12 protein-coding genes are annotated in these 13,037 nt (G+C 38.3%); all 12 read right to left on the bottom strand.

Annotated elements, in window-relative coordinates:
- Positions 1–86 precede the first annotated feature (86 nt).
- Positions 87–392 (bottom strand): flagellar hook-basal body complex protein FliE, encoded by a 306-nt coding sequence (gene fliE, locus MY533_RS04445; RefSeq protein WP_132357443.1) that lies wholly within the window; start codon positions 390–392, stop codon positions 87–89.
- Between the two features lie 23 nt (positions 393–415).
- Entirely contained in the window at positions 416–877 is a 462-nt protein-coding gene (gene flgC / locus MY533_RS04440) for a flagellar basal body rod protein FlgC (RefSeq protein WP_132357444.1), read from the bottom strand.
- A gap of 3 nt (positions 878–880) precedes the next feature.
- Positions 881–1,273, bottom strand: a complete 393-nt coding sequence (gene flgB / locus MY533_RS04435) for a flagellar basal body rod protein FlgB (RefSeq protein ID WP_132357445.1) — start codon at positions 1,271–1,273, stop codon at positions 881–883.
- A 929-nt stretch (positions 1,274–2,202) separates the two neighbouring features.
- Positions 2,203–2,982: a GTP-sensing pleiotropic transcriptional regulator CodY gene (gene codY / locus MY533_RS04430; RefSeq protein ID WP_132357446.1), complete on the bottom strand. Its 780-nt coding sequence runs from the start codon at positions 2,980–2,982 to the stop codon at positions 2,203–2,205.
- Between the two features lie 87 nt (positions 2,983–3,069).
- Positions 3,070–4,467, bottom strand: coding sequence for an ATP-dependent protease ATPase subunit HslU (hslU, locus tag MY533_RS04425; RefSeq protein WP_132357447.1), 1,398 nt, complete (start codon positions 4,465–4,467; stop codon positions 3,070–3,072).
- On the bottom strand, positions 4,467–5,012 hold the full coding sequence (gene hslV / locus MY533_RS04420; protein WP_132357448.1) for an ATP-dependent protease subunit HslV: 546 nt from the start codon (positions 5,010–5,012) through the stop codon (positions 4,467–4,469). The genes hslU and hslV overlap by 1 nt, the downstream gene beginning before the upstream one ends.
- A gap of 20 nt (positions 5,013–5,032) precedes the next feature.
- Complete coding sequence (gene xerC, locus MY533_RS04415) at positions 5,033–5,932, bottom strand: tyrosine recombinase XerC (RefSeq protein WP_248718156.1); 900 nt, start codon at positions 5,930–5,932, stop codon at positions 5,033–5,035.
- Between the two features lie 429 nt (positions 5,933–6,361).
- Positions 6,362–7,675, bottom strand: a complete 1,314-nt coding sequence (trmFO, locus tag MY533_RS04410) for an FADH(2)-oxidizing methylenetetrahydrofolate--tRNA-(uracil(54)-C(5))-methyltransferase TrmFO (protein ID WP_132357450.1) — start codon at positions 7,673–7,675, stop codon at positions 6,362–6,364.
- A gap of 18 nt (positions 7,676–7,693) precedes the next feature.
- Positions 7,694–9,772 carry a type I DNA topoisomerase gene (gene topA / locus MY533_RS04405; protein ID WP_248718155.1) on the bottom strand — a complete coding sequence of 693 codons (2,079 nt, stop codon included), beginning with the start codon at positions 9,770–9,772 and terminating at the stop codon, positions 7,694–7,696.
- A gap of 91 nt (positions 9,773–9,863) precedes the next feature.
- Entirely contained in the window at positions 9,864–10,760 is an 897-nt protein-coding gene (dprA, locus tag MY533_RS04400; protein ID WP_248718154.1) for a DNA-processing protein DprA, read from the bottom strand.
- 150 nt (positions 10,761–10,910) lie between these two features.
- The gene (gene sucD, locus MY533_RS04395; RefSeq protein ID WP_248718153.1) at positions 10,911–11,813 is read right to left on the bottom strand and encodes a succinate--CoA ligase subunit alpha; all 903 of its coding nucleotides are present in this window, start codon (positions 11,811–11,813) and stop codon (positions 10,911–10,913) included.
- Positions 11,814–11,830: 17 nt separating this feature from the next.
- Entirely contained in the window at positions 11,831–12,991 is a 1,161-nt protein-coding gene (gene sucC / locus MY533_RS04390; protein WP_132357454.1) for an ADP-forming succinate--CoA ligase subunit beta, read from the bottom strand.
- Between the last annotated feature and the right edge of the window lie 46 nt (positions 12,992–13,037).

Raw genomic sequence — 13,037 nt, 5'->3', positions numbered from 1 at the left:
CTACATTAAACATTCATTTAAATAAATATAAATTATGGGATATATTCTTTACTTAATAGTGATTGTAATCACTTGTTCAAATAAAGTTAGACACTCATTCGCATTATTTCTTGGTAAGCTTCAATCACCTTATTGCGAACTTCAATTGTTGCATTTAATGTAATGCTTGCTTTTTGAGATGCAATCATCACTTCGTGCAACTCTACATCTCCTCCATTAATTAACTTTTGAGTAAGATTGTCAGAAGTAATTTGTTGATCATTTACTTTGGATATTGCTTCCTTTAACGAGTTCGCAAAGCTCTGTTGTGCTTCATAAGGTGTCGTTTTAAGTTTATTTGTTTCATTTACAACCTGCGTAGGTGTCATTTGTGAAACGGACGAAATTGTCATTATGTATCTTCCTTTCTTCTTATTTATCTTCCAATCTCTAAAGCCTTTGTCAGCATGGATTTATTTGCATTCAATACAGTTACGTTTGCTTCGTAGGAACGAGTGGCTGACATTAAATCTACCATTTCTTTTAATGGATCTACATTTGGCATATTTACATAGCCATCTGCATTTGCATCGGGGTGAGTTGGATCATACACAAGTTTGAAAGGTGTTTCCGTATCCTCTTTTATTTGTGTAACTTTTACGCCGTTACCAACGCCACTTTTTGCGTTTTTACCAAGTGCAGCATTAAAGAACTTTGAAAACTGTCCCTCTTGCGCTGTAAATGTCACAGTCTTTCGACGGTATGGCTCCCACTGTCCATTCACTTGTTTAGCTCGCGTTGTATCCATGCCTGCCATATTTGAAGAAATGACATCCATTCGTAAACGCTGTGCTGTTAAAGCTGAGGCAGTGGTATTCATTCCATGAAAAATAGACATCTATTACTTACCTCCTTTAATAACAGTATTTAATGTGTTTAACTTGCCGTTCATACGTTCAATTAATGCGTTGTAGTAAATTTGATTTTCTGCTAGCTTCGTCTGTTCAGCATCCATATCTACGGCATTACCGTTATTCCGATAACGTAAGCCATTAATATTATTCACACCAGGTGTTGATTGTCGAATCTCGAAATCATAATGTCTACTATCAGTACGATATGCCGACAAGGACATTTGTTGTTCTTTCTCCAACATATCTTTAAAACTTACACTTTTCGCCTTATAATTCGGCGTATCGACATTCGCAATGTTATTAGCGATTGTTTTATGATTCAAAGTTGCATAAGAAAGTCCGTTTTCCAGGCTACTAATAGTTCCTCCAAACAAATCCAAAACATTCACCTCATTTATGTATTTCTTTTTTTATCCAATAACACAATTGTAATTAAGATGATACCTAGTGTCTATTGTCTTTTGTCCCTTTTTGATAGTAAATCAGACCTATTTTTATTCACGAATAACCAGGACAATACTTCCGCACCCCTTGCTACTACAGACTTCATGGGACACAACACATATCTAGTTAATTTACACTACTTCGACAGTGTTTACGGTTTTAGGATTGATTTTATTCCATTTTCTTACAAAACATCAGTAGACACAATGTCTAAATTAGAGTTCCTTTTTACTATTCAAGTCCAAGCTGTTTAGATTACGAAAAATTCAGAATAGTTATTCTAGACTGTCTTATAAGTAACAATTGGAGCATCTATTTTTTTCATTTATGCAAATAGTAATGCGCACTCAAAAAATCTAATTTAGGGAGAAAGCAATGATAATTACGTCTATAAAGGTCGAAAACTTACCTATAGAAAATGAGAAAAAGACTTAAAACATAGATTATTTCTCCCCCCTATTTAGTACTATATCACAGTTCGACTTAATTAGAGCATTGTAAATCGGATGAAAATTCCGTCGAATCTTTGTCGAATTACGAAAAAGTTCAAAAAGGCATCCGGAACGTAATTATTCCTGATGCCTTCATGTTACTAATAAATTTTTTTATCTTTTTGCAAAACGAGGGGGGTACTTTCCGTCCCGGCCGAGCGCTTGTCAGAACAGCCGCTTTTTCACCTACGTAAAAGAGGCAGGTTCGGTGTTTGACAAGTAACTTAAATCCGCATTTATCTTACCATCTATAGAGGTAGGAGACTTCTGTAACTGCCGGTTCACTTACGCAAAAGACATTCGTTGAAAGAAAATTAAAAGGCATCTAGAAAATTCATTCCAGATGCCTGATACCGTTCCGAAAGAACGTTTTATTATTTCATTTTAATTTCAGCTAATGCGTTTAAGAATTTACCGTTTAGTACTTTAATGTAAGTACCTTTCATACCTAGAGAGCGAGATTCGATTACACCTGCAGATTCTAGTTTACGTAATGCGTTTACGATTACTGAACGTGTAATACCAACTCGGTCTGCAATTTTTGAAGCAACAAGTAAGCCTTCATGGCCATCAAGCTCTTCAAAGATATGTTCAATAGCTTCTAACTCACTGTATGAAAGAGAATTAATGGCCATTTGAACAACAGCTTTGCTACGAGCTTCCTCTTCAATTTCCTCAGATTTTTCACGTAAAATTTCCATACCAACTACTGTTGCACCATACTCAGCTAAAATTAAATCATCATCCTCGAATTGTGAAGATAAACGAGCAAGAATTAATGTACCTAGACGCTCACCACCACCAACAATCGGAACAATCGTTGTTAAGGCATTTTGGAATAGCTCTTTGTTTTCAACAGGGAAAGCAGTATGTTCGTCATTAATATCTAAGTTTGAAGATGTTTCAGAAATTGTAAACAAGCTATGTGTATACGCTTCTGGGAATTGACGCTCTTCGAACATCTTTTTCATACGTTCGTTTTCAATTTGTTGATGAATTGAAATGCCTAATAGCTTCCCTTTACGGCTTACAATATAAACATTACTGTCTATAATATCTCCTAAAGTATCTGCCATTTCTTTAAAGTTTACTGGCTTACCAGCAGATGCTTGGAGCATCGAGTTAATTTTACGCGTTTTTTCTAATAAATTCATTATATGTTCCTCCTATAAATAATCCGAAGAGTATTTACTTAATATTCTAAAGTTTTTTACAACTGAATGAAACTATTCAGCCTTATATTACAATATAAACTGTGACAAATCTTTGTTTTTTACTATACCCGCAAGTTTTTGATCTACATACGCAGCATTAATCGGAATATTTGCAGGCGCAATTTCTGCAGCTTCAAACGATAATTCTTCCAATAAACGCTCTAAAATTGTGTGTAAACGTCGAGCTCCAATATTATCGGTCGCTTGATTGACCTCGGTTGCAATTTCTGCAATTCGTTCAATCGCGTCTTCCGTAAAGTTTATTTCCACACCTTCTGTTTCTAACAAAGCCTTGTATTGCAAAATAAGTGATTGGTCAGGCTCTTTCAAAATACGTACAAAATCTTGTTTCGTTAATTTTTCAAGCTCTACTCGAATCGGGAATCGGCCTTGCAACTCAGGAATTAGATCTGATGGTTTTGACATATGAAATGCTCCAGCAGCAATGAACAGCATAAAGTCTGTTTTTACAGCACCGTACTTCGTCGTTACAGTAGAACCTTCAACGATCGGCAGAATATCACGTTGCACACCCTCACGTGATACATTGGCAGAGGAGTTACTATCCTTACTAGCGATTTTATCAATCTCATCAATAAAAATAATACCTGATTGTTCAGCTCTTGAAATAGCTTCTTGGGCAACTTCATCTGCATCTATGAGCTTATTCGCTTCCTCGATTGTTAAAATACGACGCGCGTCTTTTACTTGTACACGACGTTTCTTTTGCTTTTTAGGCATCAAATTAGATAACATATCCTGCATGCCACTGTTAGCTGACATATCCATGCCCGTTCCTTGTAACGCATCGAAAATAGAAGGATTTTGTTCCGTTACTTCAACTGTAACCCATTCATTTTCTAATTTACCATTACGTAAATCAATAGCGATTTGCGCACGTTTGGAGCGTACTTCAGTTTCTTCAGAGGAATCGTCATTGGCTTGTGGTTCTTTCCCACCAAATAACATTTCAAATGGGTTTTGCATAGACTGTTTTTTTCGTAAGGATGGAACCAATAGCTTAACGATGGCTTCGTTTGCCAATTCCTCTGCTTGGTCCTTTACAGACTCCATCATTTCTTCTTTTACAAGACGATGAGAAGCTTCTACTACATCACGTACCATGGACTCTACGTCACGTCCAACGTACCCTACTTCTGTAAACTTTGTTGCTTCTACCTTCACAAAAGGTGCATTCGTTAGCTTTGCAATTCTTCGTGCAATTTCTGTTTTCCCGACACCTGTAGGTCCAATCATCAAAATATTTTTTGGAATTACCTCATTCTTCATCTCATCACTTAACAAGGAGCGACGATATCGATTACGTAACGCAATAGCTACCGCTCGCTTCGCTTCATTTTGTCCAACGATATAGCGATCCAAATGCTCAGTAATTTGTCTTGGCGTTAAATTATTTTTTGTCATTAGTTAAGCGCCTCCACGATAATATTATGATTCGTAAACACACAGATTTCAGCAGCGGTTTCTAATGCCGCTTCGGCAATTTCGCGAGCAGACATTGTATCACCCGCATATTTTTTCAAAGCACGACCTGCTGATAATGCATAATTACCCCCAGAACCAATTGCCAACACTCCATCATCCGGTTCAATGACTTCTCCAGTACCTGAAACAAGAAGAAGCGTACTTTTATCCATTACAAGTAGCATCGCCTCTAATTGACGTAGCATTTTATCACCGCGCCATTGCTTAGCTACTTCAACCGCTGCACGTTGTAAGTTGCCATTGTATTCATTTAACTTTCCTTCAAACATTTCAAAAAGTGTAAAAGCATCGGCAACCGATCCGGCAAATCCAGCAAGTACCTGCCCATTAAACAGACGTCTGACCTTCCTTGCTGTACCTTTCATCACAACCGCATTCCCTAAGGTTACTTGACCATCACCTGCCATTGCGCAAGCTCCATTATGATGAACCGCAAATATCGTTGTCGCATGAATTTGTCCCATTTGCCTTCCTCCTTAGCTTATTATGCCCTTGGATGAGCATTCATATATGTCTGACGAAGATGCTCTTTTGTTACATGTGTGTAAACTTGTGTAGAAGTTAAATGAGCGTGACCTAATAACTCCTGCACCGTACGTAAATCTGCGCCATTATTCAATAAATGTGTGGCAAAAGTATGGCGAAGCATATGTGGATATATTTTCGTATGGAGCGAGGCCTTGTCAATCATTTCAGTTAAAATATGACGTACACCTCGAGGAGTAAGTTCCCCACCGCGCATGTTGACAAACAATTGCTGATGACTTGTGTTTTTCATCAATCGAGGACGAGCTTGTTCTATGTAATCCTGCATAGCTAAACTCGCAAATTGCCCGAATGGAATGATACGTTCTTTTCGCCCTTTTCCCATTACCCTAATAATTGAATAATGGAAATCAATATCTTTTACTTGAATAGAGGTAAGCTCACTTACACGAATACCTGTCGCATATAACAGCTCTAATATAGCTGTATTTCTTAATGATTTCAAATCATCGCCAACATTCGCATCAAATAGCTGCTGCAACTCTTCTTCATAGAAAAAACTAGGTAAACGTGATTCTTTTTTTGGATGATAAAGTGATCGAAATGCCCCATCATCTAATCCGTACTGTCTATTTAGGAAGCGATAGAAGGAGCGTATTGAGGAGATTTTCCTTGATACCGATGATCTTGCTCTCTTTTCATCATACAACTTCGTCACATAAAGACGTGCATGTATATACTCAACACTAGCTAAATCATTTACGCCCTCCGCCTGCAAAAACGCTAAAAAATCTAGTAGATCCGATTCATACTCTCGCACTGTATGAACAGAGAAGTTTTTTTCAATTTGAATATAAAGCATAAACTGTTCAAGTGCATCTTGGGACGAAACTAACATTAAAAGATTCACCACCAACGAATTATTATAAACCTTCTGTATATGACGGCTCATTACCATAACGTGGGATTGGTTTTTTGTTCGGGCTGATCGCTTTCCCGGGGGCGTTCAGTCGGAACGAAATCCAATATCTATATTTAGCATACGTTTCAACGTCATCCTAACGTTTGGTGCTGAACCCAAATACTTACACCTTGCTATTAAAAAATGTACAATTTCGTGTATCTCTTTAGTTTGTCATGTTGGGTATCGTTAATGTAGAAAACATACATATTGACACTATACCTATCTTCATCATATAGCAAGTGGAAATGTTTATATTTTGAGAAAATCTCCATACAAAATAATAAAATACGTGTAAATTAGCATTTTACCTACAAAAAAGAAAAAGCCTCTAAGAGTATATCAACTTTTAGAGGCTTTTTGCAATCAAATTGTTTGTGAATTCACAAAATTACGAATTGTGCTTATTGCACGTGTAGCATGCATCTCTGCACGCTCTGGTTTTGAACGACGTCCTGGTGGTAGTTCAGGGAAAATTCCAAAGTTAACGTTCATTGGCTGGAAGTTTTTCGATTGTGCTTCTGTTATATAACGCGCCATACTTCCTAATGCCGTTTCAAATGGGAAGATAAGTTGTTCTTGTCCTAATGCTAAACGAGCCGCATTAATACCAGCAATTAAACCACTACCAGCAGATTCAACATATCCTTCGACACCTGTCATTTGACCAGCAAAGAAAATATTTTTTCGCTCGCGAAGCTGATACGTTTTCTCTAGAACCTTTGGAGAATTAATGAACGTATTTCTATGCATAACTCCATAACGAACGATTTCAACATTCTCTAATCCCGGAATTAATTGCAGTACTTCCTTCTGTGGTCCCCATTTTAAATGGGTTTGGAAGCCAACGATATTGTAAAGAGTTCCTGCTGCATCATCTTGACGTAATTGAACAACAGCATAAGGTCGTTTCCCTGTTTTTGGATCTTCTAGACCTACTGGCTTCATCGGTCCAAATAACATTGTTTTCTCCCCACGAGCAGCCATTACTTCGATAGGCATACAGCCTTCAAAGTAAATTTCCTTTTCAAATTCTTTTAATGGCACAACCTCTGCTTCGATTAACGCTTGACGGAAACGATCAAATTCTTCCTTTGTCATAGGACAGTTTAAATAAGCTGCTTCCCCTTTATCGTAACGCGATTTTAAATAAACCTTTTCCATATCGATGCTGTCTTTTTCAATAATTGGTGCCGCTGCATCATAGAAATATAAATAATCTAAACCTGTTAAGCCCTGAATTTTTTCAGCTAAATCTTTCGATGTTAGCGGTCCTGTGGCAATCACAGTAATGCCTTCTGGAATTTCAGTGACTTCTTCATGAATTACTTCGACAAGAGGATGATTTTTCACAGAGTCTGTCACATAGCCCGCAAACTCATGACGATCCACTGCTAAGGCACCGCCTGCCGGTACTGAACATGCATCTGCTGCCTTCATAATAACAGAATCTAAAATACGCATTTCCTCTTTAATGACACCTACGGCATTTGTTAAGCCATTTGCACGTAATGAGTTTGAACAAACAAGCTCTGCAAATTTATCAGTATGGTGAGCTGGTGTTTGCTTTACCGGACGCATTTCATAAAGTTTAACTTTCACACCGCGTTGAGCAATTTGCCAAGCGGCCTCACTGCCCGCGAGACCTGCGCCTATTACATTTACTACTTGTTCAGTCATGTTCTTACCATCTTTCTATCATTGAGTAGGTGTCTCTTCATAGTCACATTTCGTACACTGAATTTGCACACCTTTTTTAATTTTTTTCTCTACTAATAATGCACTACATTTAGGGCATGGTCTACTAATTGGTTTGTCCCAAGAAACAAATTCACACTCAGGGTACTGATTGCAACCATAGAATAAACGCTTTGTTTTACTCTTACGTTCGACAATTTCGCCAGTTTCACAGGAAGGACATTTTACGCCAATAGGTTTCATAATAGCTTTTGTATTGCGGCAATCTGGGAAGTTTGAACAAGCCATAAATTTCCCATATCGTCCAAGCTTAAAGACCATTGGAGATCCACAAAGCTCACAATCCTCGCCAGCGGGTTCATCTTTTATAACAACCTTTTCCATAGCCTCATCTGCATGCTTTACATGGACCTCAAAATCCTTATAAAACTCACGGACAATTTCTTTCCACTGACGACTACCTTCTTCAATAGCATCCAAATCTTGCTCCATTTGTGCTGTGAATTCGATATTTATTTCATCAGGGAAAAACTCTAATACGAGTTGGTGCACGATTTCTCCCAGCTCAGTCGGCATAAATCGTTTTGCATCTAAAACGACATAGCCACGGCGCTGTATTGTATCGAGGGTCGGTGCATATGTGGACGGGCGCCCTATACCTAACTCTTCCATTGTCTTTACAAGACGCGCCTCTGAATAGCGTGGTGGTGGCTGTGTAAAATGTTGCTTTGGCTCAATTTCAAGAGATTTTACTTGATCGCCAACTTCCATTTCAGGTAGAAGCTTTGTTGTTTCTTCAGTTTGATCATCTGTGCCCTCAATATATAACTTCATAAAGCCAGCAAATTTAACTTGTGAGCCGTTTGCACGGAATAAAACATCCCCATTTTGTAAATCAACAGCAACTGTATCAAGTACAGCCGGCGCCATCTGACTAGCGATAAAGCGCTCCCAAATTAAACGATATAAGCGCAATTGGTCGCGACTAAGCACTGCTTTTAATTCCTCTGGAGTTCGGATCGTACTAGTTGGACGAATAGCCTCATGCGCATCTTGTGCATTGGATGCTTTTTTAGTCTGCTTCGACTCCGTGGAGATGAATTCTTTCCCGTACTTGGATTCAATGTAGGCAATTGCCTCCGTTTTTGCTGTGTCCGAAATACGTGTAGAATCGGTACGCATATAAGTAATTAAACCGACTGTCCCCTCTTTTTTACCAATATCAATACCTTCATATAATTGTTGGGCAAGCATCATCGTTTTCTTAGCACGGAAATTTAATTTACGTGCTGCCTCTTGCTGTAAAGAAGATGTTGTAAAGGCAGGTGCTGCATTTCGTTTACGTTCTTTTTTAGATACATTGACAACTTCAAAACTTGTACCTTTAACATTTTTTAAAATAGATTTTACTTGTTCTTCATTTGTTAATTTAATTTTTTCTTTGCCGTCACCATAATAAAGCGCATCGAACGTTTTCTTACCTTTTTCAAAAGAACCTTCAATTGTCCAATATTCTTCCGGTTGGAAATTTTTAATTTCATTTTCACGATCAATAATCATGCGTAGTGCTACAGATTGTACTCGTCCTGCTGATAATCCCTTTTTAACCTTTTTCCAAAGAATCGGACTAATGTTATACCCAACAAGTCTATCCAAAATACGGCGTGTTTGCTGTGCATCTACTAAATCCATATTAATAGGACGAGGATTTTTAAAGGATTCTACAATCGCATCCTTTGTAATCTCATTAAAAACAACACGACAATCTGAATTAATATCAATATTTAACGCAGTCGCAAGGTGCCAAGCAATCGCTTCTCCCTCGCGGTCTGGATCGGCCGCTAGGAAGACTTTCTTCACTTTTTTAGCCGCAGACTTTAATTCCTGTAACACAGGACCTTTACCACGAATAGTAATATATTTAGGTTCAAAATCATTTTCAGGACCAACACCCATTTGGCTGCGTGGTAGATCACGAACATGCCCGATTGACGCTTTCACTTTATATTTTTTCCCTAAATATCGTTCAATTGTTTTTGCTTTTGCTGGTGATTCTACAATCACTAAATAATCCGCCATCTATTTTCTCCCCCTTAGAGAGGTCTATTGCTATTTTTTAAGTTACCTGTTGCAAAATGTATAACAGATTTTAAGATAATGCAACTTTTTTTCAATTTTTGTTAGAAAAGAGAGTAAGTGTTTCAACGATTTCGTGACCATTGCACACCGGAATAGCTCCTTCTAATAGTAGTTTATTGGTCCCTTTTGATTGCTCCGCATTAATTGGACCCGGTACAACAAATACATCTTTTCCTTGCTCTAAAGCATATTCTGTTGTAATAAGTGTGCCACTTCTTAATGCTGCTTCGGTTACAACTAAAGCTTTGGACAATCCACTAATTATTCGGTTACGCATTGGAAAATGCCATTTTTCAGGCTTCATATATGGGGGATACTCTGTGACAAGTAACTGATGCTCCGCCATATGCTCAGCGAGAGACTGGTTTTCCTTAGGGTATATAAAATTAAACCCATGTCCAAGCACTGCAATTGTGGCACCGCCAACTTTTATCGTTGTCTCATGAGCAATCGTATCTGCCCCTCTTGCAAGCCCGCTTACGACAGTATATTCGTGTTCAACAAGAGGCGGGACAATTAGGTCCAACGCAGTCTTTGTATAAGCTGTAGCCTTTCTAGAGCCTATAATGGCTACTCGTTTTTCTTTCGTTAATAAAGAATACCGACCTTTCACATACAATACAGTAGGTGGGCTGGATATTTCAAATAATTGCGCCGGGTATAAAGGATGATGAAAAGGGATAGGGGAAATATTAGCCCGTTCATAAGCTTCCCGAAACGAAAATGTCATTATTTGTCGAAAACTGTTGGATATTTCCAACGCTCTTTGGGATGATATTTGCAATGCTTTGGCAATCTCGTTGGGGGACGCTTCTTCAAAATAACTTAGTATATCCACCGGGGACAATAATTGCTGAAGTTTTTGAAGTGGCAATGGGTATATATAATGTAAAGCTAGTAATCTCTGTGTATCGACTGATAAAATCATTTAAAAACCTCCTTTTAATAGAAGAAATTAAATGACCGCATCTTTCATGACATAGCTATAGACAGTAAGTAGGGAGTTAGCTATTTCATCTTTTAAAGCCGTGTCTAAATAAAGAAAAAGATGTAGCAACAACGTGCTACATCTTCCATTTTAATGGGTTTTACACTTTTCGTATAGCCCTTTTTCTTTGATTACTTTAATAAGTGTGTCACCAATGACAGATGGCGTTTCTGCTACTTCTATTCCAGCAGCATTCATTGCTTTAATTTTCTCTGCTGCTGTTCCTTTACCACCTGAAATAATAGCACCAGCGTGACCCATACGTTTTCCTGGAGGTGCTGTTTGGCCACCGATAAAGCCAACGACAGGTTTCGTCATATTCGCTTTAATCCACTCAGCCGCTTCTTCTTCAGCTGTACCCCCAATTTCCCCGATCATTACAACTGCATATGTTTCCGTATCGTTGTTAAACGCTTCCAAAACATCGATAAAGTTCGTACCATTGACAGGGTCTCCACCGATACCTACAGCTGTAGTTTGGCCAATACCAGCTTGTGTCAATTGGTGTACAGCTTCATATGTTAACGTACCAGAGCGAGAAACAACTCCTACATGCCCTTTCGTATGGATATAACCTGGCATAATACCAATCTTACATTCATCTGCCGTAATAACACCTGGACAGTTTGGACCAACTAGACGTGTCTTTTTACCTTCCATATAACGTTTAACCTTAACCATATCAAGGACAGGAATATGTTCAGTAATACAGATTGTTAATTCTAATTCGGCATCAACTGCCTCTAAAATAGCATCTGCCGCGAAAGGAGCAGGTACATAAATAACTGAAGTTGTTGCGCCTGTTGCAGCTACAGCTTCTGCTACAGTGTTAAATACAGGCACTCCTTCGATTTCCAGACCACCTTTACCTGGTGTTACACCAGCTACAATTTTAGTACCATAATCAAGCATTTGCTTCGTATGGAAAAGCGCTGTTTCGCCCGTAATTCCTTGTACTATTACCTTCGTATCTTTATCAATAAATACAGCCATTGTTCTCCCTGCCTTCCTTAGCCTACTAGTCCCACAATTTTTTGTGCACCGTCAGCCATTGAATCCGCTGCAACGATGTTTAAACCAGATGCATTTAATATTTCTTTTCCAAGTTCCACATTTGTACCTTCTAAACGTACAACTAATGGCACAGCTAAGCCAATTTCTTTAGCAGCTGTCACAACACCCTCGGCAATAATGTTACATTTCATAATTCCGCCAAAAATGTTTACGAAAATACCTTTTACATGTGGATCAGAAAGAATAATTTTGAAAGCTTCTGTTACTTTTTCTGCCGTTGCACCGCCACCTACATCTAAGAAGTTAGCAGGGCTTCCGCCATAATAGCTAATTGTGTCCATTGTAGCCATTGCAAGACCCGCTCCATTAACCATACAGCCAATGTTGCCATCTAGAGAAATATAACTAAGATCGTATTTTGATGCTTCGATTTCCTTTGGATCTTCTTCATCAAAATCGCGTAATTCGACAATATCTTTATGACGATACAACGCATTTGCATCGAAATTAAATTTAGCGTCTAATGCCAAAACTTCTCCTTGTCCAGTTATAACAAGTGGATTAATTTCTACAATAGAAGCATCTTTGTCGATAAATGCTTGATACAAACCTAACATTAATTTAACAGCTTTCCCTACTAGGTTGGCTGGAATATTCATATTAAACGCCATGCGACGTGCCTGGAAACCTGTTAAACCAACAACAGGATCCACAACTTCTTTGAAGATTTTTTCTGGATTTGATGCTGCTACTTCTTCAATATCCATGCCACCCTCTTCAGACCCCATCATTGTTACACGGGATGTTGCGCGGTCTAATACTAGACTTAAATAGTATTCTTTTTGAATATCAGAACCCTCTTCAATATATAAGCGTTTTACTTCTTTTCCCTCTGGACCTGTTTGATGAGTTACTAAAATTTTACCTAGTAATTCTTTTGCGTATGCACGCACCTCGTCAAGGTTTTTGGCGATTTTCACGCCCCCCGCCTTACCGCGTCCACCTGCATGAATTTGCGCCTTGACTACTGTCACATTAGAGCCAAGTTCTTTCGCTACTTTCACTGCTTCATCAGGGGAAAAAGCTACTTTTCCGTTTGGTACAGCTACACCATATTTTCTAAGAATCTCTTTCCCTTGATATTCATGGATATTCATAATACATCCTCCCATCAAACATTTGCATAAAATTGTTTTACTAACA

Source organism: Lysinibacillus sp. Ag94, assembly GCF_023242215.1.
Classification (GTDB): Bacteria; Bacillota; Bacilli; order Bacillales_A; family Planococcaceae; genus Lysinibacillus.
The sequence above is the reverse complement of the archived record's forward strand: the minus strand, read 5'-3'. Positions and strand labels throughout refer to the sequence as shown.

Excerpts from the sequence above, each read along its gene's own strand:
- xerC (WP_248718156.1), bottom strand. The coding sequence starts at position 5,932 with ATGTTAGTTTCGTCCCAAGATGCACTTGAACAGTTTATGCTTTATATT.
- codY (WP_132357446.1), bottom strand. The coding sequence starts at position 2,982 with ATGAATTTATTAGAAAAAACGCGTAAAATTAACTCGATGCTCCAAGCA.
- trmFO (WP_132357450.1), bottom strand. The coding sequence starts at position 7,675 with ATGACTGAACAAGTAGTAAATGTAATAGGCGCAGGTCTCGCGGGCAGT.
- hslU (WP_132357447.1), bottom strand. The coding sequence starts at position 4,467 with ATGACAAAAAATAATTTAACGCCAAGACAAATTACTGAGCATTTGGAT.
- dprA (WP_248718154.1), bottom strand. The coding sequence starts at position 10,760 with ATGATTTTATCAGTCGATACACAGAGATTACTAGCTTTACATTATATA.
- topA (WP_248718155.1), bottom strand. The coding sequence starts at position 9,772 with ATGGCGGATTATTTAGTGATTGTAGAATCACCAGCAAAAGCAAAAACA.
- sucC (WP_132357454.1), bottom strand. The coding sequence starts at position 12,991 with ATGAATATCCATGAATATCAAGGGAAAGAGATTCTTAGAAAATATGGT.
- fliE (WP_132357443.1), bottom strand. The coding sequence starts at position 392 with ATGACAATTTCGTCCGTTTCACAAATGACACCTACGCAGGTTGTAAAT.
- flgC (WP_132357444.1), bottom strand. The coding sequence starts at position 877 with ATGTCTATTTTTCATGGAATGAATACCACTGCCTCAGCTTTAACAGCA.
- hslV (WP_132357448.1), bottom strand. The coding sequence starts at position 5,012 with ATGGGACAAATTCATGCGACAACGATATTTGCGGTTCATCATAATGGA.
- sucD (WP_248718153.1), bottom strand. The coding sequence starts at position 11,813 with ATGGCTGTATTTATTGATAAAGATACGAAGGTAATAGTACAAGGAATT.